Here is a 23,853-nt window from a genome sequence, read left to right on the forward strand (position 1 = left end):
ATATGAAAACAGTTGAAAAAAAATTGAGGGCCTTATACAGGCTTCAATTAGTGGATTCTCAAATCGATCAATTAAGGGAACTAGTTCAAGTTCTTCCTTTAGAAATACAAGTATTGGAAGATAAACTAAAGGAGTTTTGTAAAAAAATGAACAGCATAAAAAAGGTTATTGCTTATTTGGCAGAAGGCATAGAAGAAAAAAAACTAGAAAATTCAAAGAATCAAGAAAATTCAAAAAAGTGGGATAATAAGGAACTTGAGTTTCATCAATTAGAAATAGAACTAGCCTCTAAAAGGATAAAAGAATATAAGCTAAGAATTAATGAAAAAAAAGAAGAATTTAAAAATTTCAAAGAAAATTATGAGAATAAAAAGATTCTGTTTAAGAAAAACATTTTAAAATTAAAAAAAAATACAAAAAATAAAAAAAAAGTGGATGTTCTTAGTAAAAAAGCATATTTTTTTAACAGTAAAATAGATAATAGTCTTCTTACTATTTATAAGAAAATTCGTAAAAAAGTAAAAGACGGGAGAGCTGTTGTTCCGGTAGAAAAAGGAGCTTCAATGGGTTCTTATTTATTAATTCCACCTCAACTAAGGTTAGAAATCTCTAATAAAGAAAAAATAGTTATTGATGAAAACAGCGGACGAATACTTATCGATTCTGATTTAGCAAAAGAAGAACGAGAAAGAATTTATGAAGAAATAACCCCAGATCCAAGAAGTTCTTCTCCTATATACCAAGTGGCAAACTGTCCTTCAGAAATGGAAGTTTGAAAATCCTCAAATTCTGTATAAATTACATCAGACAGCGGATGGAAGACAGCTTTTTGTACGGACTGTCGATAACGAACTCTACAAAATACAGGAATTTCTATTTTCATTTCATTGGAAGAGTATTCTATCTGACGGATCCAATTCATATCTTTTTTTTTGACAAAAAAAGCTTTTTTGTATAATCCAGGATGATTCTTTCCCATACCAACATATAAAATGTTTTCTTTTATATCAATTTCTAGGACAAAAAGAGCTTTTTTATATCCTCCTACTTTTAGACCTTTTCGTTGACCTTTGGTAAAATAATAAGCTCCAGGATGTTGGCCTATTATTTTTCCATCTGTTTTTTTATATATTTTTTTTTTGGAAAGAAAAATTAATTCCTCCTCCCTTTTTAAAAAGGTAGTAGGGGGATGATATATAGGAGAGTCGGAAGATATTTCTACAATATCTCCAATTTTAGGTTTCAGTCTAAATTTTAAAAAATCAAACAATCGTATTTTACCAATAAAACAAATACCTTGAGAATCTTTTTTTTTAGCTGTGAAAAGGCCTATTTCAGAAGCTATTCTTCGAACATTTTTTTTAGTTATTTGACCTAATGGGAAAAGAGCTTTGCTTAACTGGTATTGATTGAGTTGGCAAAGAAAATACGATTGATCTTTTTCTTGGTCTTTTCCTGAGAGCAAACGATAAATTTTTTGTCCATTTTTAAAAAAGCTTATTTTTCGTACATAATGTCCCGTTGCTATAAAATCAGCATCAAGAAAAATAGCAGTTTTCAAAAAAAGATCAAATTTTATTTTTTTATTGCAGAGAATATCTGGATTAGGGGTTCTCCCTTTTTCATACTCTGAAAACAGATAATCTACTATTTTTTCTTGATACTGAAGACTGAAATCAATTAATTGAAATGGTATTTTTAGCATTTCAGCTACTAGAAGAGCATCATTTTTATCCTCAATCCAAGTACATTTTCCTTCCTCTTGCCAATTTATCATAAATATTCCAATAACATCATACCCCTGTTTTTGGAGTAAAAAAGCAGCTACACTAGAGTCTACTCCACCTGAAATACCAACAATAACTCTTTTTTTATGGGACATCTTAGAACATTTCTCTAACTTTTTCAAAAAAAGATTTTTCTAAACGGCTAGGTTTGGGAATAAAATTCTCAGCATTCTTCATTTTTTCGAAAAAATATTTTTGTTCAGAAGTCAACTTTTTTGGAGTCCAAACATTTACATGAATTAAGAGATCTCCATATTTTTTAGATTCAAAGTAAGGGAGTCCTTTTCCTTTTAGACGAAGAGTTTTTCCAGACTGAGTTCCAGAATCTATCTGAACACGAACTTTTCCATTAATAGTTGGGATTTCTTTGAAAGATCCTAAAACCGCATCGGATATAGAAATGTATAGGTCATAATGTAAATTATGTCCTTCTCTTTTAAGGTTTTTGTGGGGCATTTCTTCAATGAGGACTAATAAATCGCCTGGATCACCAGCTCCAAAAGGAGCTTCGTTACCTTTTCCGTAAACCTTTAGGTGCACTCCATCGAAAAGACCATACGGAATTTCAATACTAACAAGTTCCTCTTCTTTTATGAGTCCTTGACTATTAGCCCCCTTAGGAAGATAATTAATAATTTTTCCCACTCCTTGGCATTTTTTGCATAAACTAGTACTACGCATTCTACCTATAAATGTGTTTGTAAAATGTGTAACATTTCCACTACCATTGCATATATCACATTTTTTTAATAGAACACCTGGTGCGACTTTCATCCGTTTAACCTTAACTTTCTTCTCTATACCTTGAGATATTTCTTTCAGCGTTAGTTTCACTCTAATCCGCAAATCGTTACCTTTTATGGATCGTTTTCCTCCGAATCCAAAACCTCTTTCCCCAAACGCTTCTCCGAAAATATCTCCAAAACTGCTAAAGATATCTTCCATGTTCATGCCTTCTGATGTCCCATCATAGTATCTACTGCTAGAATCAGAATGACCAAATTGGTCATATCTCTGTCTTCTTTCTGGATTGCTCAAAACGCTGTACGCCTCTGCTGCTTCTTTGAACTTTTCTTCAGCTTCCTTTTTATTATTAGGATTTTTATCTGGATGATATTTTATAGCTACCTTTCTGTAAGCTTTTTTTATTTCCTCAGATGAGGCATTTTTAGAAACTCCTAAAACTTCGTAATAATCTCTTTTTGCCATTTTTTCCATCATTTACCAACAACGACTTTAGCATGTCTAATTACCTTATTTTCCATCATATATCCGGCTTCTATAATTTCTACAATTTTCATAGAGTATTCTTTTGGAGCTTGTACTTGTGTAATTACTTCATGTAAGTCAGTATTGAGATTATCTCCTTTTTTTATTTCTATTTTTCTTAATCCGTTTTCTTGAAGAACTTTAATAAATTTTTCACTAATAAGCATTATTCCTTTTGATTGTTTTATTTCATTAATTCCTCTTTCAAAATCGTCTAAAACAGGTAGGAGATCTATGATTAAATTTTGATGAGCAGTTTTGAATAGTTCAAAACGTTCTTTTTGGGTTCGTTTTTTATAGTTTTCAAATTCAGCAAATAGACGTATAAATTTGTCTTTTTCTTCTTTTATTTTCTCCATATGTTTTTCGTAATCTATTTTTTTTTTATCTGGAGATGAGCCAGAAATTTTGTTTTTTTCATTTTCTGGATTCATAGGCTATTTATTTTGTACATATGGTACTTTAAACGTTAAACGTGTGAGATTGTTTATGGAATTATCTTATAATGGCAGGGATTATAACGGATGGCAATTACAAAAAAATGGAATATCTGTGCAAGAAGTTATTGAAGATAAATTATCTAAACTTCTAAAGACCTACATAAAAATTTATGGCGCAGGGCGTACAGATTGTGGGGTACATGCTTTTAAAATGTTTGCACATTTTGATTCAAAATACCCTTTAAATTTAAAGGAGATTAGGAGAATAAATTATTTTTTACCTAAAACAATTAAAGTATCTCGTCTCTCTCCTGTTAGAGAGAATGCTCACGCTAGATTTGATGCAATAAGTAGAACTTATCAGTATCATATTTCCTTTGATAAAGCTAAAATCGGAGGGAGTTTGTGGTTTAAAAGTCCTTTAGATATCAAAAAAATGAATAAGGCAACTGATATATTGAAGAAATATGAGGATTTTAGCAGTTTTTGTAAACTTATTGAAAATAATAAAAAACGTACCTGTAAAATTTATAGAGCTCAATGGTTTAAAAGGAAAAAATCTTTGTTTTTCATTATAGAAGCAAATAGCTTTTTAAGGAATATGGTTCGCGCAATAGTTGGAACTCTTATTGAGGTAGGAATAGGAAAAATTGATCTTTCAGATTTTTCTAAGATTATTGAAGCAAAGGATCGAAGATTTGCAGGTAATTCAGCTCCTGCCTCAGGTTTATCTTTGAAAAGGATTCGCTATCCAGAAGATATTTTTTTATAGATGTTATTTAACTATTGATAGATATCGTTCTAAATCCAAGGCGGCCATGCATCCTGTTCCAGCTGATGTAATTGCTTGACGATATATAGGATCTTGAACATCTCCAGCCGCAAAAACACCTTGTGTATTCGTTTTTGTACTTACTTTTTCAGTAAGTATATATCCTTTATCATCCATTTTTAGCTTATCTACTAAAGATAGTGTATTTGGTGTATTACCAATAGCTAGAAATAGTCCTTCTATAGAAAAATGTTTTTTTTTATTTGTTTTATTATTAACGACTCTTATTCCTTTTACTGTTTTATACCCTAAAATTTCATCAATTTCATTATTAAATAAAGTTTCTACATTTGATAGAGTAGAAATTCTATACTGCATGACTTTAGAAGCTCTAAAATACCCTCTTCTTACAAATAAGTAAACTTTAGCACAAATTTTAGATAAGTAGATTGTTTCTTCAATTGCAGTATCTCCTCCTCCAATAACAGCCACATTTTTGTCTCTGTATAAAAACCCATCGCAAGTAGCACAAGAGGAAACCCCAAATCCAATAAAACGTTTTTCACTATAAAGGCCAAGATATTTTGGAGTAGTTCCAGTGGAAATAATTAATCCTCTAGTTTTTATTATATTTCCATCATCAATCTTAATTTGATTAATTACTCCTACCTTTTTGGTAGTGGAAAACTCAAAAGATACAGCTTCTTGCTTTTTAATGAAAGTATGAAAACGTTTTGCTTGTTCTTCAAGTTTCTCCATTAACTTAGAACCATTTATTCCTTCAGGATAACCTGGGTAGTTTTCTACAATAGAGGTAGTAGTTAATTTTCCCCCAGGTTCCATCCCTGTATACAAAATAGGGGTTAAATCAGCTCGTGCTGCATATATAGCTGAAGAATATCCAGCAGGTCCAGATCCAAGAATAACGCAATTTAAAATATTATCACCTAACATACTTTTTGAATCAATTTAACACAAGAAAATAATTACAAATAGATTTATGCTAATAAGTAATATTGTATCATAAATTGTATTTTCTGCATATAAGATGATCGATGTTTTTTATCAATAAGAACCACAATAGAATTTGAAAGACATCATCTTTATGATTTTGCTAAATTTTCCTGCTTATAATTTCCGTTTTCAAAAGAAAAAAAATAATAAAATTTATATTTTTTGCATTATTAGAAAAAATTTTTATTTGCTTACCCCAGAAGAATGGGTAAGACAACATACACTACATTTTTTTATTTTTGAGAAAAAATATAATCCAATAAGCATTTATGTAGAAGTTCCCCTACATTTTTTAAAAAGTAGAAAGAGAGCCGATATCATAGTATATAAACGAGAATACCCCTATATTATTGTAGAATGTAAATCTCCATTCGGAAGAATTACCCAAAAAAATTTAGAACAAATTATTCTTTATCATATGATTTTGAAAAGTTCTTACCTGATGATAACTAACGGATTAAAGCATATTTTTTATAAATTTGACGGCAAGAACCAAAAACTTTTTTCTATTCCTCCTAATTAAAACATGTATTCTAGGAAATCTACGAGTTTACTGGAATACCCCACCTCATTGTCATACCAAGAAATTACCTTTACGAAATTTGGATTTAACATTATTCCAGCATTAGCATCAAAAATAGAGGTCCTATTATCTCCTAAAAAATCCATAGAAACTACATCTTCTTCCGTATAACCAAGAATCCCCTTTAACTCACCATTAGCTGCTCGTCTCATTGATTCTTTTATTGCTTCATAGTTTGTTTCTTTTTTTAACCTAACGGTTAAATCAACTACTGAAACATCAACAGTTGGTACTCTAAAGGCCATTCCAGTAAGTTTTCCATTAAGATCAGGAATGATTTTACCTAAAGCTTCAGCTGCTCCTGTTGAGCTGGGAATAATGTTAACCAGGGTAGATCTTCCTCCTCTCCAATCTTTGACAGAAGTGCTATCCACTACTCTTTGTGTAGCAGTTGCTGCATGAACAGTAGTCATTAATCCTTCAATAATTCCAAACTCCTCATGTAGAACTTTAGCTATTGGTGCTAAACAATTAGTTGTGCAAGATGCAGTGGAAACGATATTCTGATCCTTTTTCAAAGATGTATGATTAACTCCCATAACGAACATTGGAGTGCTATCTTTAGAAGGCGCAGAAATAACAACTTTTTTAGCACCAGATTGTATATGAGCTTGGGCTTTTTTTTTCGTTAGAAAATGCCCGGTAGAATCTACAACGCATTCTACTCCTAATTTTCCCCAAGCTAGTTTACTTGGATCCTTTTCAGAAGTTATTTTGACTAATTTTCCATTAACCACTAAATTTCCTTCCTCTATATAAACCTCTCCTTTAAACTTTCCATGTATAGAATCATGTTTAAGCATATAAGCAATATATTCTGAGGAAACCAAGTCATTTATAGCTATCACTTCCATTCTTCTATTATCAATAGCCGACTTAAATACTAAACTTCCAATCCTCCCAAAACCATTTATCGCAATTTTCATTTTAAATAGTAATTTTATATAGAAATGATCTCCGAAATCTTCAATCATTGACTATTTTTAATAATTTCTTCTTCAAGAAGTGTTATACACCGAACATTACATTTCTTTTCCCATTTATTAAGCCTACTACACCACTTTAGCACAGCCTTACACTACACACCGATTACCCCATCTCTGTCTATATATTTAAGTTCAAACATTTTTAATTTATGGACTAAAACTGATGACCAAGAAGCTTTTACTCTAACGTAATTATCTGTATATCCTTGTATAAATCCATTTTTATTTTCGCTTTCAAAAAGAACTTGACGAATTTTTCCAATTTGACGTTCATAAAATATTCTTTTTTTTTTAGTTGAAAGAACACGTAGAATTTTGTTCCTTTTATATCTAATATTATTAGGAATGATCCCATCCATATAAAATGCTTCGGTATTTTTTCTTTCTGAATAAGAGAAAACATGCAAGTAGGAAACATCTAAAGAATCCAAAAAGTTATATGTCTTCAAAAAGCAGAAGTCATCTTCTCCAGGAAATCCTACAATTACATCCACACCGATACAAGCATTATACATTATAGATCGGATAGTGCTAATTCTATTAGCATAGAAACTACTATGATATCTCCTACGCATTATCTTCAGTATTTTGTCACTTCCTGATTGTAATGGAATGTGAAAATGAGGAACAAAACGTTTACTTTTTGCCAAAAACTCTATAAGTTCATCTTTAAGTAAATTTGGTTCAATAGAAGAAATCCTAAATCTATTCACCTCTTCTATTTTCTCTAGTTTTTTCAAAAGAACTAGAATATTTTCCCTTTTGCTTCCATAGTCCCCTATATTAACCCCAGTTAATACAATTTCTTTCACCCCTATTTTAGAAATTTTTAGAACGTTTTTTAAAATGCTTTCTAAAGGTTCAGAACGAGATTCACCTCGAGCTAAAGGAATGGTGCAATATGAACATTTATAGTTGCATCCATCTTGGATTTTCAAAAAAGATCTAGTTCTAGAAATAGAATGCGATCCAACATAAAAAATTTTTTTCCAAGAATGGACTTCTCCCACATCTTTCTTAGAAAGATCATTTATATAGTCAGTAATTCTGAATTTTTCAGTAGCTCCTAATACAAGATCGACTCCTTTAACTTTAGAAAGTTTTTCAGGTTCAAGCTGAGCGAAACAACCTACGGCTATTATAAATGCTTTCGGATTCTTTCTTAAAAAAGAACGAACAATATATTTAAATTCTTTATTAGCAGTTTCAGTAACTGAACAAGTATTTATAACATAAATATCGGAAGTTTCTTTAAAAGAAATTATTTCATAAATTTTATTAGAAAATTTACTTGAAATAGAAGAACTTTCTGCAAAATTAAGTTTACATCCAATAGTATAAAAAGCAACCTTTATCTTATGCATTTTAATGTATTATATGACAATTACAAAAGAACAAATAAGAGAGATTTTTCAACGTTTTGAGAATCTTTTAGATAGGTTCGAAATACCAAAAAAACTTGTTGGAATTAGTGAGACGGAAAAAAAAATAGCATCTAACGATTTTTGGAAGGAAACTGAGAAAGCTCAAAAAATTATGAAAAGCTTGCATAAAGAAAAAAAAATGGTCGAAGACTATAATAATATTCGATTAATTTTAGAAGAATTGCAATTCTATTTTGAATTTTTCAAAAATGGAGAAATTTCTGAACTAGAATTGCAAAATCAGTTTCAAAAAATTGAAAATATTCTTTCAGATTTTGAGCTTAAAAATCTTCTTTCTTTAGAATCAGATTTTTTAAGTGCAGTTATGCATATTTCAGCTGGTGCTGGAGGAACAGAAAGTTGTGATTGGGTTTATATGTTGATGCGTATGTACTTTATGTGGGCAGAAAAAAAAGGGAATAAGGTAAATGAAATTTATCATCAACCTGGAGATATTTCAGGAATAAAATCAATAACTCTAGAAATCAAAGGCCCTTATGTTTTTGGATTTCTAAAAGGAGAAAATGGTGTGCATCGGTTAGTAAGAATTTCTCCTTTTGACAAAAATGGTAAACGTCATACTTCTTTTGCTTCGGTTTATGTATATCCATTAGGAGAAGATCCTATTGAAGCAGACGTAAAAAATTCTGAAATAGTTTGGGAAACTTTTCGATCAAGTGGATCAGGTGGTCAAAATGTTAATAAAGTAGAAACTGGAGTTCGTTTACGTCATATCCCAACTGGGATAGTTATTGAAAATATAGAATCACGTTCTCAATTTAAGAATAAGGAAAAGGCTTTGCATTTACTTAAATCTAGGTTGTTTGAAATTGAAATTAAAAAAAATAGTGCTAAACGTAATGAAATTGAGTCTAAAAAGAAAAAAATAGAATGGGGATCACAGATTAGAAATTATGTAATGCATCCTTATAAACTCGTTAAAGACTTGCGTACCGGATACGAAACATCTGACGTGGAATCCGTAATGAATGGGGAAATTGATGCTTTTTTAAAGTATTTTTTGTTGTCCTATAAATGAAGCTTTTAGAGAAAAAAACGGCTCTAATTAGTGGAGGAAGTAGAGGTATAGGAAAAGCTATTGTGGAAGCATTTGCTATGGAGGGAGCACAGATTGTTTTTAGCTTTTTAAAGTCAAAGGAAAAAGCTAGAAATCTTGAGAAAAATTTAAAAAAAATAACAAAAATTAAAGCTTATAAAGCTGACTTAAGAAGGCCTCAATCAGCTAAAATACTTGTAAAAAAAGCTATTGATGAATTTGGAAAAATTGATATTCTAGTAAACAATGCTGGGCTCATTAGAGACAGTATTTTTATTAGAATGAGAAAAGAAGACTGGAATGAAGTTATTCAAACCAATCTTAGTTCCATTTTTTACCTAACACAAGAAGTTGTAAAAAAAATGATAAAAAAAGGATCAATTATTAACATAAGTTCTCTATTTGGGGTTCTAGGTAATAAAGGTCAAGTGAATTATTCAACGTCTAAATCTGGAATTATTGGATTTAGTAAATCAGTATCTAAAGAACTAGGGTCTAGAAACATTCGATGCAATGTGGTTTCCCCAGGATTTATTAATACTGAAATGCTCGCTTCTATGGATGAGGAAATGCTCAAAGAATGGATAAATAATATTCCACTGAAAAGGTTTGGGTATCCAAAGGAAATTGCGCAAGCTTGTATTTTTTTAGCCTCTGATATGTCTAGTTATATCAGTGGAGAAGTTTTGAACGTAAATGGTGGAATGAGTCTAATATGAGATATGGACTTTAGCAAATTAACCATAAAATCTCAAGAAGCTATACAAACTGCACAAGAAATTGCACGAAAGCATAATCATCCATCTATAGAAACTTCCCATATTCTTAAGGGTGTCTTCCAAGTTGATGAAAATATATGTCCTTTTCTTTTAAAGAAACTTGGCGCAAATCCTAAAATCGTAGAAAGACATCTGGATGAAGCTATTAAAAAATTGCCAAAAGTAATAGCTTCATCCAGAACCTCCTTTAGAAGCCAAAGCATAAAGATGTTCATTGATGCCTATTTTTTAGCCAAAAAACTCAACGATGATTTTATTTCTATTGAACATCTAATATGGTCTATCCTAAAAATAGGAGATTACACTTCACAGGTTTTAAAAGATCAAGGAATTTACGAAAGTAATATTGCAAAGTTTATTGATGAAATGAGAAAGAAAGATGGAAAGGTGCAATCTCAATACTCTGAAAGAATATATAACTCTTTGTATAAATACACTAAGAACTTAAATAAATTGGCAAGAGAAGGTATTATTGATCCAGTAATTGGACGAGACGAAGAAATACGACGTGTATTACAAATATTATCTAGGAGAACAAAAAACAATCCAATTCTCATTGGAGAACCTGGAGTAGGGAAAACCGCTATTGCGGAAGGATTAGCTAATCGAATAATTAACGTAGATATTCCAGAAAACTTAAGAGAAAAACAAATTTTTTCTCTGGATATAGGGGCATTGATAGCAGGTGCTAAATACAAAGGAGAATTTGAGGAGCGTCTAAAATCTGTAGTTAGGGAAGTTACTCAATCTGATGGAAGAATTATCCTATTCATCGATGAAATTCACACTTTAGTGAGTGGAGAGCTGGATGCTGCAAACATTCTTAAACCAGCATTAGCTCGAGGTGAATTACGCTCAATTGGAGCAACTACTCTTGGAGAATATCAGAAATATTTAGAAAAAGATAAAGCTCTAGATAGAAGATTTCAGAAGGTTTATGTAGCCGAGCCAGATACATCCTCTGCTGTTTCAATTCTAAGAGGAGTTAAAGAGAAATATGAAAATCATCACAAAGTCCGTATTAAAGATGAAGCAATCATTGCTTCAGTAGAACTTTCTCAAAGGTATATTAGCGATAGATTACTCCCAGACAAAGCTATCGATTTAATCGATGAAGCAGCTTCTAAATTGCGCATGGAAATAAATTCAAAACCAGAATCTCTGGACGCTATTTATCATAAGATTATGCATCTTGAAATTCAAATAGAAGCTATTAAAAGAGAAAAAGACGAAAAACAACTTTTTGTTCTTCAAAAATACTTGAAAAAGCTTAATAAGCAATGTGCTATTTTAAACGAGCGATCTTTCGGAGAAAAAGATTTAATTGAAAGAATACAGAAATCTATTGAACGATTTAAAATTGAAGCGGATCAATCAGAGCGCTTCAGTAGAGTTTCTGAACTTAGATATGGAAGGATTAAAGAAGAAGAGAAAAAAGTGAAAAACCTTGAGAAGGATAATGGAAAAAAAATTATACAAGAAGAAGTTGTTAGAGAAGATATTGCTTACGTTGTATCTAAATGGACAGGTATTCCTTTGTCTAAAATGTTACAAAGTGAAAGAGAAAAACTACTTAACATTGAAATTAAATTGCGTCAAAGTATTATTGGGCAAGAAAACGCTATAAAATCTGTTTCTAATGCTATACGTAGGTCTCATGCTGGAATTCAGGATGAAAATAGGCCTAGAGTTTCTTTTCTTTTTATGGGTCCAACTGGTGTTGGAAAGACAGAATTAGCGAAAGCATTGGCTGAATATTTGTTTGATGATAAAAACAATATAGTCCGTATAGATTTGAGTGAATACCAAGAATCTCATGCTGTAAGTAGACTTATAGGTGCTCCACCAGGATATATAGGATATGATGAAGGAGGACAATTAACTGAACGTATTCGAAGGCGTCCTTATTCTGTAATTTTACTTGATGAAATAGAAAAGGCGAACATAGATGCTTTTAATATTCTCTTACAGGTTTTAGATGATGGCCATTTAACTGATGGCAAAGGTCAAACCGTTAATTTCAAAGAAACCATTATTATTATGACGTCTAACATTGGATCTGAAATAATTCAAGAAAATTTTGAGTCTTTTGATAAGAAAATATGCGATACAATTGTAAATACAAAAAATAACCAAATCCTGCCTGAATTCCTCAATCGTATTGATGAGATTATTTTATTTAAACCTTTGTTTCATTACGAAATACAAAAAATAGTACAAATACAATTAAATATGATAAACAAAAGGTTCTCTAGAAGAGGAATCTTTTTAAAGATTACCAAAGAAGCCTCTGAATATTTGTCTGAAAAAGGATATGACATATATTTTGGAGCTCGTTCCTTAAAAAGAGAACTTCTGAACGAAGTTCTAAATAAACTTTCTAAAGAAATTCTTTCTGTAAAAATAGTGGAAAACGATATTATTATTCTTGACTTCTTAAGTAAGGAAGGGATTGTTTTTCGAAAACAATTAGTCTAAATTTTTTATGTCTGAACAAGAAAATATACGAATAAATAAAATTGATCAATTAAAATATCTAGGCATAGAACCTTATCCAGCGATAATTCCTAAGGAAAATACAAGTGCTAAAGAAATTTTTGAAAATTACGAAAATGGAAGAAAGGTAAGTCTATACGGACGTATAATGAGTATTCGTATTATGGGAAAAGCTGCTTTTGCAGAAATAAAAGATTATAGTGGTCGAGTGCAAATTTACGTTTCTGAAAATATTAAAAAAAATGCTTACAATTTTCTATTCAAGAAACTCCTTGATATAGGAGATATTATTAGCATTGAGGGATTTTTATTCAAAACAAAAGTAGGTAAGATAACGGTTTACGTTGAATCTTTTTCCCTGCTATCAAAATCTCTACGTACACTACCTCAGGTTAAAACTGACGATAAAGGTATAGTACATGATGCTTTCTCCTCTATTGAACAGAGATATAGAATGAGGTATGTTGATTTAATTGTAAATGATAATGTAAAGGACATTTTCGTCAAGCGAAGTAAAATAATTCAATTTATCCGACAATATTTGAATAAATTCGATTATCTTGAAGTCGAAACTCCTATTTTACAACCTATTCCTGGTGGAGCTCAGGCTAGGCCTTTCAGAACACATCATAATACACTTAATATACCTATATATCTACGTATTTCCAACGAGTTATATTTAAAAAAACTTATTGTAGGTGGTTTCAAAGGCGTATACGAATTTGCCAAAGACTTTAGAAACGAAGGTATAGACAAAACACATAATCCAGAGTTTACTCTTTTAGAGCTTTACGTTGCTTACAAAGATTATCATTGGATGATGAATTTTAGTGAAAAATTAATAAGGGATCTTGTTTTAGCTATAAATGGAAAAGAAACCCTTCAGTTTGGGGATAAAATTATTGAATTTAAAGTTCCTTTTACTCGTATTTCCATTTTTGAAGCTATTGAAAAATATACAGGTTTTGATATTAGCAAAATAAATGAAAAAGATTTACACAAAATTTGTCATAAACTTGGAATAGAAATCCAACCTGGAAAAGGAAGAATCATAGATGAAATCTTTAGAAAAAGATGTGAAAGCTATTATGTTAAACCAACTTTCATTATGGACTATCCAGTAGAAATGAGCCCCCTAACAAAAAAACATAGAGAAAAATATGGACTTTCTGAACGTTTTGAGATGATTATTAATGGGCAAGAAATAGCTAATGCTTATTCTGAACTTAACGATCCAATCGATCAAGTATACCGATTTAAAGAGCAAATAAAGCTCGCTAAAAAAGGCGACGATGAAGCAATGCTTCTTGATAAAGATTTTATTCAAGCGCTTGAATTTGGAATGCCTCCTTCTGCTGGAATTGGAATTGGAATCGATAGATTGGTGATGTTACTTACAAAGCAAACTTCTATTCAAGAAGTTATTTTTTTTCCTCAAATGCGTCCAAAATAAAGCAATTGATAAATTGCCTGATTAATTTTTTCAAAATGAAAAGAATCTAAAATTTTTTTCATACTTTGAAAAATTTCTTTATTACATAGATTTCCTATACTCCCTTCATGGGTATGATTTATTTCTACTGAAAATTTAAAAACACCTTTTTTAAAGTCATTATATACTTTTTTATAAGCATCTCTAAAAGGCATTCCATGCATTGTAAGATTATTAACGACTTCAACACTAAATATTTGTTGATATTTATCTTCAAAAAGAAGATCTTTTTTAAGAATGATTTTATTTACAACATAATTAGCCATGCGTAAACAATTTTTTAAATCTGAAAAAATAGGTAAAAAACGTTCTTTAATTAATTGTAAGTCTCTCTGATATCCAGATGGCGAATTAGCAGTCATCAAATAAATTTCATTAGGAAAAGCTATTAATCTATTGCACCGGGCACGGATTAATTCAAAAACATCTGGATTTTTTTTATGAGGCATTATGCTAGATCCAGTAGTTAATGTGTCCGAAAAGCTAATAAAACTAAAATTATGACTCATATATAAGCAGACATCCTGAGATAGCTTGCTTAAAGTCGCTGCTATTGAAGATATGGCGGATGAAGTGATACGCTCTGTTTTACCTCGGCCCATTTGAGCGTATACAACATTATAATTTAGCGTTTCGAATCCAAGAAGAGAACTTGTCATATAGCGAATTAAAGGAAAAGAAGACCCATAACCAGCTGCAGATCCCAACGGATTTCTGTTAACAATACGGTAAGCTGATCTAATAAAGACTAAATCATCTATTAGGCTCTCAGCGTAAGCTGAGAACCAAAGGCCAAAAGATGAAGGCATAGCCATTTGATAATGAGTATAACCTGGAATTAATAGTTCTTTGTATAGTTCGCTTAGATTGATCAAAGTTTCGAATAAATCTCTAATTAAAAATACGATTTTTTGTATTTCTGCACGGATAAATAGTCTTAAGTCAAGGAGAATTTGGTCATTTCTGGACCGACCACTATGAATTTTTTTCCCAATTTCTCCAATACGTTTGGTTAAAAAAATCTCAACTTGAGAATGGATATCCTCAACTCCTTTTTCAATTTTAAATTTTCCAGACAAAATTTTTCCGTGAATTTCACGGAAAGTTTTACATAAAACACTCAACTCGTAACTATTTAATAGGCCTATTTTCTCTAACATAATGATATGAGCGATTGCACCTACTACATCATAAGGAGCTAATAATAAATCAAATTCGGGTTCAAAACCTAGAGTAAACTTTTCTATTTCTTTGCTTATTTCAATTTCTTTTTGCCATAGTTTCACTGGTAAAATTTTTAAATTTAGATGGAAGAATTTTCACTAGAAATCTTTTCAAAAGATCTATATATAAAATTAGTTAGAGGTTCTCCAGATAACATATTTTTTGAAAGCAAAGCTAAATCTATAGAATCTTTAATGATATTTTCCCTTTTAGATTCATCCTCTTCTAAAAGTATTTTCTTCATAAGTTGATGATTTACATTTACTACTAGATTGTATTTTTCGTATCTATTACTTAGATTCAAGTAATCGACTCTATTTTCTACGAGACTCATTTCTTTTATTCTGAGCATAAATTCTGGAACGGTTATCATAAAAGGTAAATCTGTCTTTTGAAGAGTTTCTAATCTTATGTTAAGATTATTCTCTAAAGATAAGACTTCAATCATTTTTTTTAATTTTTCTTTTTCCACATTAGAGAGTGTACCATTTTCTTTTTTATCAATCAATTTTTCTATGTGATCTGAATCTACTCTAACAAAAGAAATCCCATTATTTTTCATTTCCAATTTTTGAACTAGATGCGATGTCAAAGGACTTTGCAAAAGAAGAATTTCATATCCTTTTTTTTTCGCTGATTTAATATAGCTGTGCTGTGATTCTTTATCGCTTGCATAGAGATATATAAGGTTACCTTTATTATCTTTTTGACTATCTTTAATCCTGTTCGTAAAATCTTCAAAAGTAAAATACTTACCATCTACATTTGGATAAATGTAAAATTTTTTAGATCTTTCAAAGAATTTTTCATCGGTAATCAAACCATATTCTATGATAATTTTCATGCTTTCCCACTTTTTTTCTAATTCTTCTCGATTATTTTTAAATAACTTTTCAAGTTTATCAGATACTTTTCGAGTAATGTAGTTAGATATTTTTTTTACAGTTGAGTCAGATTGTATATTAGAGCGGGATGCATTTAGAGGAATATCATTAGAATCTATTACCCCTAATAGCATTTTTAGAAAATCAGGAACGATACCTTCAAGATTATCGGTAACATAAACTTTATTTTTATATAATTGTATTTTATCTACTGTAAACCCATTTTTAATTTTTGGGAAAAATAAGACTCCTTTCAAATGGAAAGGATGCTCAATATTAAGATGAATCCAAAATAAAGGATCTGAAAATTGCATTGGATAGAGATCTCTATAAAACTTCAAATAATCCTCATTTTTTAGATCTATTGGGTTTTTTGTCCATATAGGTTTAGGACAATTTACAATATTGTCCACTATAATTTTTTCGTCTATACCAGCTTGGTTTTTTTTTTTCTCTTCTCTAGAACCAAACTTTATTGGAAAAGATATATATTTGCAATATTTTTTAATAAGTCCATTAATGCTATTTTCTTCTAGAAATTCTTTACTTTCATCGCTAATATGTAAAATAATTTCAGTTCCTCGTTTCTTTTTTTTATCGGTTTCTTTTATTGTAAATGTAGGAGATCCGTCACAAATCCAATGAACAGCTGAAACGTTTTTATAAGATTTAGAAAAAATCTCTACCCTTTCAGAAACCATAAAAGATGAATAGAAACCCAATCCAAAATGTCCAATTATTGATTGAAGATGATCTTTACCTTTTTCTTTGTATTTATCTACGAATTCTTCAGCACCTGAAAAAGCAATTTGATTAATATATTTTTCCACTTCTTCAGAAGTCATACCTATCCCTTTATCAATTACATGCAGGGTTTTAGTTTCTTTATTGATTTTAATTTCAATTTTTAGATTCTCCATCTCTTCTATTACTTCTCCTAGTTGGATCAAAGTTTTTATCTTTGAAGTAGCATCTGATGCATTGGAAATAAGTTCTCTTAAAAAGATTTCTCTATCAGAATATAGAAATTTTTTAATCATAGGAAAAATATTTTCTATAGAGACCTTAATATTTCCTGTTGTATTTTTTACAATAATCATATATAATTTTTTTTATGATGAAAGGCTTCATAAATGATTTTAAAAAAATAGTGGGAAATCCACTTAAATCCCTATTTATTGGAGTAAATTTAGTCTTTATGGAATGTATTCTATCAATAGACAATACGGCTGTTTTAGCTGGAATGCTAAGAACTTTTAAAAAAGAAAAAGATCGTAAAAAAGCGTTCCGTTATGGAATAATTGGCGCTTATTTATTTAGAAGTATATTTTTAATATTCGTTACTACTTTAATGGCAATTTGGTGGATTCAACCTATAAGTGGAATATACTTGATTTTTTTAGGTGGAAAAAACGATCCTCCCCCTTTACCATTAAAATTTTATAGGTCAACTGTCCTTAACAAAGTTTTTTCAAATTTTTGGAAGACAGTAATTTTTATGGAATTCGTAGATTTAGCTTTTTCTATGGACAATGTTTTTGCAGCATACGCTTGTTCAGGTAATCTATTCCTAATATGCTTGGGTATTTATTCAGGAATTTTAGCTATTAGATTTTTAGCTCAATTTTTAATAAAATTAATGGAAAAATATCCATACTTAAGGAGATCGGCTTCTTTAGTAATTATTTTATTAGGATTTAGATTAATTTTCTCCTTTTTTTGGGAAAAGTTTTTCCAAAGATTCTTTTTTTTTGCTAAAAGCTCTACGTATTTAGATTTTTTTTTATCTATTGCTAACACAATAATATTGTTTTATCCTTTTTTTAAATTAAACTAATAAAAGGATCCTCTATAAATTTTTTAAATGTCCGTAAATATTCAGCTGCTACAGAACCATCTATTATACGATGATCACAAGCTAATGTAGTTTTCATTGTATAGCCTATAGATAATCTACCTCTTTTAATAAAGGGTTTTTCAACGATAGATCCGACTGATTGTATGCAAGAATTAGGCTGGTTTATGATTGAAGTAAAAGATTCGATTCCAAACATTCCTAAATTTGAAATAGTAAAACTACTTCCCTCTATTTCTTTAGCTTTAATTCTTTTAATTCTAGCTCGGTTAGATTTATCTTTTACTTCAAAAGAAATTTGTTTTATAGATTTTTGATCAGCGTGAAAAATTACTGGAACGAGCAATCCAGATTTTATGGATACAGCTACGCCTATATTTATATAAGCATTATAGACAATGTTTTCCTCTGTCCAAAAAGCGTTTATTAATTTATGTTCAAGAATGGCTAAAGCAGAAGCTTTAATAATAAAATCATTAATGGTAATTTTTACATCTGTAAGTTTTTTATTTACTTCCTGTCTCAATTTAAGAATTTTCTCCATATCTATTTCCACTGTCAAATAGTAATGAGGAGCTGTAAACTTTGATTCGCTTAAACGTTTTGATATAATTTTACGTGTAGATGAATGTTTTTCTATTCTTTGAGGCTCTCTGTAATGTTTCTCTACATATCGTTTATTGGGTATTAGCTCGCTAATATCTTCTCCTTCTTCACCTATAATAGCAAGTATTTGATCTACTTTAGTACTTTCACCTTCCTCTAATCCAGCATAAAGCAATATTCCACTAACATCAACTTCAAAATCTTGATTTACCTTGTCTGTTTTAATTTCAGCTAAAATATCTCCTTCTGAAATTTTATCTCCAACTTTTTTATACCATCTGATCAACTTTCCTTCTTCCATAGTATCACTCAAACGTGGCATAGTTATTATTTCAGCCATACTTTTATGTTTGTTATATCAAGCCATTTCATCAACAAATGGATAATTTTTTTGTTTTGAAACAAATTCATACATCTGTTCTCTTTCCGGAAAATTAGAATACTCCGCAAATTTAACACAGTATTCCACTTCTGATTTTGCTTTTTCTTCAAAATATTCTAATTGTTTTTCTGAAGCCCATTGATTTATCAATATCAATTTTTTTACCCTAAGTAAAGGGTCTTGTTTTTTGTACTGTTCCACCTCTTCTTTAGAACGATAAGTTTCTGAATCGGATATGGAATGTCCTCTATATCGATAGGTTCGAACATCTAAAAAACTTGGGCCTTTTCCAAGACGAGCTCTCTCTATTGCTAGATAAGCAGCTTTAGCTACTTTTGCTGGATCCATTCCATCTACTGGATAAGAAGGCATATCGTAAGCGTATCCAATTTTGTAAATCTCTTTAAGATTAGTACTTCTATCGATAGAAGTACTCATAGCATATCTATTATTTTCACAGATAAAAACTACAGGCAATTTCCAGGTCATTGATATATTAAAAGTCTCATGTAAGGAACCTTGGCGCACAGCTCCATCCCCCAAAAGTGTAATCGTCACGTATTTTCTATTGAAGTACTTATCTGCAAAAGCAATCCCTGCACCTAGAGGTATTTGTCCTCCCACTATACCATATCCTCCATAAAATCTTTTTTCTTTATCGAAAATATGCATAGATCCCCCCATTCCTCTAGAAGTTCCAGTAATTTTTCCTAAAAGTTCAGCCATTACTTTATGAGGCCCCACTCCAATAGCAATAGATAAAATATGACAACGATAAGCCGTAATCATCTGATCTTTAGTAATATCCATCGCATGTATTATTCCAGTTGGAATTGCTTCTTGTCCATTATATAAATGCAAAAATCCCCTTATTTTTTGATTTAAATATAAAAATCTGCATTTATCTTCAAATCTTCTCCAGAAAAACATATTTTGGAACCATTGCAAATAAGTCAGGGAAGTAATTTCTTTCATTATGTCTATATTTCTTATTTTTAGATGGAATGCATTTTATATTTCGGAGATTTTCCTAAATTCCACTTTTTTTTTATTCACAATGCTTTTTGACCATTACATTTATCATTATCTTTCTGAAAAAAAAATTATTGTGCAAAAGAAAAGTGAAAATATTAAAGAATTGGATTCTCATCATTTAATACCTTTTCTTTTAAAAGCTAACCTAGCTGCTCCATTATGGGAAGAGTTTTTTTTCAGGGGTATTATACTCAAAGTATTTTTACAAAATAAAATTCCTACATTTAAAGCTCTATTTTTTTCCTCTTTTTTGTTTGGTATTTTACATGGGGATCCAGGGCAATTTTTAGGTGGATTTATTATTGGGATTACAATAGGAGTCGTTTACTTAATTACTTATTCTATATTAAATTGCATACTATTACATGCATTCAATAATTTTATAGTAAGTTTATATTTTACCGTCCAAAGAAAAGGAAAAGTATTCGTAAAAATATTGGAATGTATAATAAATAATCATTATATTTTTTTAATATCGATACTTTTTATGCTAGTTTTTTATTCTTTAATAATGGGAGGCTTCAGTAATGTATACCCTAAAAAGGAAAGACAAAGCTCCTTTGTTAATTTCAAAAATAACTCTTTGAAAAAGATGAAAAGCTTCTCTTTTATAGATTAAAAGAGGATCTTTTTGTTCGTAAATAGAGTTTTGAACTGAACTACGTAGATTATCCATATTATAAATATGATCTTGCCACTTTTCGTCTATTATTTCTAATATTACCATTTTTTCAATATCTTCCAAAAAAGCACTACTTTCGTAAAGTCTCCCTAAATCTGAAGTAAGATAAAAAATTCTAGTTCCATCAGTTATCGGAATGGTTACTTGAAGGTATTGTTTCATACCGGAAATAATTTTTTTAATATTTTCAGATAGAGATTCTTTTCTTTCCATATAAATATTAATTATTTTTTGATATATTACATCAAGGAATTCATTTGGAGAAAATTTCTCTAAATCAATGGTAAATTCTATTTTTAATAGACTCTTCAACTTTTGTTCAATATTTTTTACCTCTTTACTTAAAAGTAAATCATATAGGAGATCATAAAGCATCATAGAAATATCTATATGAATATTTTCCCTAAATAAAACATTTTGTCTTTTTTTATAAATTATTTCTCTTTGTTTATTCATTACATAATCATACTCTAGTAATCTTTTTCTAATGCTGAAATTATTCTCTTCAACTTTTTTTTGAGCATGTTCAATCGAACGAGATACCAAAGGATGTTGAATTACATCACCCTCTTTATAGCCAAAACGGTCCATTATTTTAGCTAAATTACTTGAACCGGAAAAAAGACGTATAAGATTATCTTCTATAGAAACATAAAATTGAGAACTACCTGGATCACCTTGACGTCCAGATCTCCCTCTTAGTTGTCTATCGATTCTTCGAGAATCGTGTCTCTCTGTACCCAAGACAGCCAAACCAGAATCTTTAACATCTGGAGATAATTTAATGTCAGTTCCCCTCCCAGCCATATTTGTAGAAATAGTTACAACGCCAGAAATACCGGCTTTAGAAATAATTTCAGCTTCTTTTTTATGTTGTTTAGCATTTAATACATTATGAGTAATATTTCTACTACTTAGCATTCTGCTAAGGAGTTCAGAAACTTCTATCGAAGTAGTTCCAACTAACACTGGCCGCTTTTCTTTCTGAGAAAGTCTAAAAATATCATTAATAATAGCATTGTATTTTTCGCGCATTGTTTTAAAGATAAGATCTTGATGATCTACTCTCTGTACTGGAAAATTAGTTGGGATAACTATTACGTCTAGTTTATAGATTTGCCCAAATTCGCTAGACTCTGTCGCTGCAGTTCCCGTCATTCCAGAAATCTTTTCATACATTCTGAAATAATTCTGCAATGTAATAGTAGCAAAGTTTTTGCTACAAGATTCTATTTTAACGTTTTCTTTAGCTTCAATAGCTTGATGTAATCCATCAGAATAACGTCTTCCTTCCAGAATCCGTCCAGTTTTTTTATCTACAATTTTTACTTGGTCATCGATCAAAACATACTCTACATCTCTCTCAAAAAGAGTATAAGCTTTAAGTAATTGATTAAGTATATGCAAACGCTCCAATTTAATGTTAAAATTTTTTAACATTTCCTCTTTTTGGAAATTTTCTTCTTCCAGATTAAGCATTTTTTTCTCCAGATGCGCAATCTCTGCATTTATATCTGGAAGAATAAAAAAATTAGGATCATTTTCCTCTTTAGAGATAGATTCAATTCCTTTTTCAGAAAGATCAACAGAATTATTCTTTTCGTCAATAACAAAATACAGTCCAGAATCAACTTTAGGCATTTCCCTATTGTTGTCCCGCATATATTTCTCTTCTGTTTTTTGCAGAAGAAAACGAACATTTTCTTCCTGTAAAACCTTAATTAAGGTTTTGAATTTTGGTAATCCCCTATATACTTGAAGTAGTTTAAATCCTCCTTTCTCCTTATCTCCTGATTTAAGGAGATAACAAGCTTCTTTAAGAATTTTGCTAAGTTCCATACTCTGACGTTCAATTAAATGAACTACTTTAGGTTTTAACTTATCGTAGATATTACGATTGTTTTTATCTCCGGATCCGGAGATAATCAATGGGGTTCTTGCTTCGTCTATTAAAACTGAATCTACCTCGTCAACAATTGCATAATGAAGATTACGTTGAACTACTTCTTCAGGTAGTTTTGCCATGTTATCCCGCAAATAATCAAAACCAAATTCACTGTTTGTGCCATAAGTAATGTCCGCTTCATATGCTTTTCTCCTAGAGTAAGTATTAGGAGTATGATTATCTATACAATCTACTCTTAATCCATGAAATTCCATAATTGGAGCCATCCAAGCAGCATCCCTTTTAGCTAGATAATCGTTAACAGTAACGATATGGACCCCTCTACCTAGAAGAGCATTCAGATAAATTGGTAAAGTAGCAACTAGAGTTTTTCCTTCTCCAGTTGCCATTTCAGCAATTTTTCCTAGATGTAGAACTACTCCTCCAATAAGCTGAACGTCATAATGCACCATATCCCAAACAACCGTTTTACCTAAAACATCCCAAGTGTTTTTCCATATAGCTTTATTACCTAAAAGGGTAACATAGTTTTTTTCTATAGAAAGACGTCGATCAAATTGCGTAGCCAAAACGCAAATGGTATTACTTTCTCTAAATCTTCGTGCAGTATCTTTTACTAAAGCAAAAGCTTCAGGAAGTATCAGTTCTAGGGTATTTCTTTCAATCTTTAATTGCTCTTTTTTTAATCTATCAATCTCAATTTTTTCTTTAGCGTATAAATGAGTATTTTGAACTTTTTTTTCAAGTTCTTTAATTTTTTCTCTAATTTTTTTGGTATTTTCTCTAATTTGAATTTTAAATTCCTCAGTCTTAGAGCGTAATCTCTCTATAGAAAACGAGGCTATAATAGGCTCTTTTTCTTTTATCTTATTTAAGTAGTTTTCTTTAATTACTCTAAGTTCTTTTTCGTTTTTACCCCCAAAAAACCTATTAAATATTTTTTTAAAGTTCATATTCTTCTTTATTGTAGAGATAATCTTCATCAGATATTGGACAATCTGGCCATATATCCTGAATTGTGTTATATACCTGATAATCATCTAGTTCTCTCAGGTTTTCTATTACCTCTTTAGGAGCTCCATTTCGGTGCGCATAATCAATGAGTTCAGATTTCGTAGATTCTACAGGAAAATCTGCAATATAAGCAATTAATTCACAAGTCCACGTTGGCATAACTATA

General features: G+C 30.3%; 21 protein-coding genes. 9 read left to right on the forward strand and 12 right to left on the reverse strand.

Going from position 1 to position 23,853, the window contains the following annotated elements; genetic code table 11:
• The first annotated feature begins 2 nt into the window (after positions 1-2).
• A complete protein-coding gene (locus VE128_01270) occupies positions 3-776 on the forward strand; it encodes a hypothetical protein (GenBank protein ID HZD84163.1) in 774 nt (257 codons plus the stop codon).
• Here the strand turns inward: VE128_01270 and mnmA are convergent.
• Genes mnmA through VE128_01285 form a run of 3 tightly spaced genes read right to left on the reverse strand, consistent with a single transcriptional unit; the run spans position 695 to position 3,490 of the window.
• Positions 695-1,882, reverse strand: coding sequence for a tRNA 2-thiouridine(34) synthase MnmA (mnmA, locus tag VE128_01275; protein ID HZD84164.1), 1,188 nt, complete (start codon positions 1,880-1,882; stop codon positions 695-697). The two genes, VE128_01270 and mnmA, sit on opposite strands and share 82 nt — an antisense overlap.
• A gap of 1 nt (position 1,883) precedes the next feature.
• Positions 1,884-2,996, reverse strand: coding sequence for a DnaJ C-terminal domain-containing protein (locus VE128_01280; GenBank protein ID HZD84165.1), 1,113 nt, complete (start codon positions 2,994-2,996; stop codon positions 1,884-1,886).
• 8 nt (positions 2,997-3,004) lie between these two features.
• A complete protein-coding gene (locus VE128_01285; protein HZD84166.1) occupies positions 3,005-3,490 on the reverse strand; it encodes a nucleotide exchange factor GrpE in 486 nt (161 codons plus the stop codon).
• 55 nt (positions 3,491-3,545) lie between these two features.
• On the opposite strand from VE128_01285, the gene truA reads away from it, so the two are divergent.
• Entirely contained in the window at positions 3,546-4,268 is a 723-nt protein-coding gene (gene truA, locus VE128_01290) for a tRNA pseudouridine(38-40) synthase TruA (protein ID HZD84167.1), read from the forward strand.
• A gap of 3 nt (positions 4,269-4,271) precedes the next feature.
• Here truA and trxB read toward each other — a convergent pair whose 3' ends face one another.
• Complete coding sequence (gene trxB, locus VE128_01295; GenBank protein ID HZD84168.1) at positions 4,272-5,222, reverse strand: thioredoxin-disulfide reductase; 951 nt, start codon at positions 5,220-5,222, stop codon at positions 4,272-4,274.
• A 151-nt stretch (positions 5,223-5,373) separates the two neighbouring features.
• On the opposite strand from trxB, the gene VE128_01300 reads away from it, so the two are divergent.
• Positions 5,374-5,805, forward strand: a complete 432-nt coding sequence (locus tag VE128_01300) for a type I restriction enzyme HsdR N-terminal domain-containing protein (protein HZD84169.1) — start codon at positions 5,374-5,376, stop codon at positions 5,803-5,805.
• Here the strand turns inward: VE128_01300 and gap are convergent.
• Positions 5,802-6,791 carry a type I glyceraldehyde-3-phosphate dehydrogenase gene (gene gap / locus VE128_01305; protein ID HZD84170.1) on the reverse strand — a complete coding sequence of 330 codons (990 nt, stop codon included), beginning with the start codon at positions 6,789-6,791 and terminating at the stop codon, positions 5,802-5,804. The genes VE128_01300 and gap overlap by 4 nt on opposite strands.
• Before the next feature lie 152 nt (positions 6,792-6,943).
• The gene (gene mtaB, locus VE128_01310) at positions 6,944-8,215 is read right to left on the reverse strand and encodes a tRNA (N(6)-L-threonylcarbamoyladenosine(37)-C(2))-methylthiotransferase MtaB (GenBank protein HZD84171.1); all 1,272 of its coding nucleotides are present in this window, start codon (positions 8,213-8,215) and stop codon (positions 6,944-6,946) included.
• Positions 8,216-8,228: 13 nt separating this feature from the next.
• On the opposite strand from mtaB, the gene prfB reads away from it, so the two are divergent.
• Genes prfB through lysS form a run of 4 tightly spaced genes read left to right on the forward strand, consistent with a single transcriptional unit; the run spans position 8,229 to position 14,060 of the window.
• Positions 8,229-9,314, forward strand: coding sequence for a peptide chain release factor 2 (gene prfB, locus VE128_01315; protein ID HZD84172.1), 1,086 nt, complete (start codon positions 8,229-8,231; stop codon positions 9,312-9,314).
• Complete coding sequence (gene fabG / locus VE128_01320) at positions 9,311-10,051, forward strand: 3-oxoacyl-[acyl-carrier-protein] reductase (protein ID HZD84173.1); 741 nt, start codon at positions 9,311-9,313, stop codon at positions 10,049-10,051. The genes prfB and fabG overlap by 4 nt, the downstream gene beginning before the upstream one ends.
• A 3-nt stretch (positions 10,052-10,054) precedes the next feature.
• Positions 10,055-12,589 carry an ATP-dependent Clp protease ATP-binding subunit gene (locus tag VE128_01325; protein ID HZD84174.1) on the forward strand — a complete coding sequence of 845 codons (2,535 nt, stop codon included), beginning with the start codon at positions 10,055-10,057 and terminating at the stop codon, positions 12,587-12,589.
• 7 nt (positions 12,590-12,596) lie between these two features.
• Positions 12,597-14,060 carry a lysine--tRNA ligase gene (gene lysS / locus VE128_01330; protein HZD84175.1) on the forward strand — a complete coding sequence of 488 codons (1,464 nt, stop codon included), beginning with the start codon at positions 12,597-12,599 and terminating at the stop codon, positions 14,058-14,060.
• On the opposite strand, the gene argH is transcribed toward lysS, so the two are convergent.
• Together argH and htpG are read right to left on the reverse strand one after the other, a co-directional pair.
• Positions 14,042-15,385: an argininosuccinate lyase gene (argH, locus tag VE128_01335; GenBank protein HZD84176.1), complete on the reverse strand. Its 1,344-nt coding sequence runs from the start codon at positions 15,383-15,385 to the stop codon at positions 14,042-14,044. The genes lysS and argH overlap by 19 nt on opposite strands.
• A gap of 17 nt (positions 15,386-15,402) precedes the next feature.
• Entirely contained in the window at positions 15,403-17,307 is a 1,905-nt protein-coding gene (gene htpG, locus VE128_01340) for a molecular chaperone HtpG (GenBank protein ID HZD84177.1), read from the reverse strand.
• A 17-nt stretch (positions 17,308-17,324) separates the two neighbouring features.
• Here htpG and VE128_01345 point away from each other — a divergent pair, with 17 nt between their 5' ends.
• Positions 17,325-18,044 (forward strand): DUF475 domain-containing protein, encoded by a 720-nt coding sequence (locus tag VE128_01345; protein HZD84178.1) that lies wholly within the window; start codon positions 17,325-17,327, stop codon positions 18,042-18,044.
• Here VE128_01345 and VE128_01350 read toward each other — a convergent pair.
• Positions 18,031-19,008, reverse strand: coding sequence for a dihydrolipoamide acetyltransferase family protein (locus VE128_01350; GenBank protein ID HZD84179.1), 978 nt, complete (start codon positions 19,006-19,008; stop codon positions 18,031-18,033). The genes VE128_01345 and VE128_01350 overlap by 14 nt on opposite strands.
• Before the next feature lie 18 nt (positions 19,009-19,026).
• Positions 19,027-20,025 (reverse strand): pyruvate dehydrogenase (acetyl-transferring) E1 component subunit alpha, encoded by a 999-nt coding sequence (gene pdhA, locus VE128_01355; protein HZD84180.1) that lies wholly within the window; start codon positions 20,023-20,025, stop codon positions 19,027-19,029.
• Position 20,026: 1 nt separating this feature from the next.
• On the opposite strand from pdhA, the gene VE128_01360 reads away from it, so the two are divergent.
• The gene (locus VE128_01360) at positions 20,027-20,704 is read left to right on the forward strand and encodes a CPBP family intramembrane glutamic endopeptidase (protein ID HZD84181.1); all 678 of its coding nucleotides are present in this window, start codon (positions 20,027-20,029) and stop codon (positions 20,702-20,704) included.
• On the opposite strand, the gene VE128_01365 is transcribed toward VE128_01360, so the two are convergent.
• A complete protein-coding gene (locus tag VE128_01365) occupies positions 20,591-23,626 on the reverse strand; it encodes a DEAD/DEAH box helicase (GenBank protein HZD84182.1) in 3,036 nt (1,011 codons plus the stop codon). The two genes, VE128_01360 and VE128_01365, sit on opposite strands and share 114 nt — an antisense overlap.
• A complete protein-coding gene (locus VE128_01370; protein HZD84183.1) occupies positions 23,616-23,846 on the reverse strand; it encodes a DUF2795 domain-containing protein in 231 nt (76 codons plus the stop codon). The genes VE128_01365 and VE128_01370 overlap by 11 nt, the downstream gene beginning before the upstream one ends.
• Between the last annotated feature and the right edge of the window lie 7 nt (positions 23,847-23,853).

This window comes from Candidatus Angelobacter sp., from assembly GCA_035643775.1.
Lineage (GTDB): Bacteria > Bacteroidota > Bacteroidia > Flavobacteriales > Blattabacteriaceae > DASQPV01.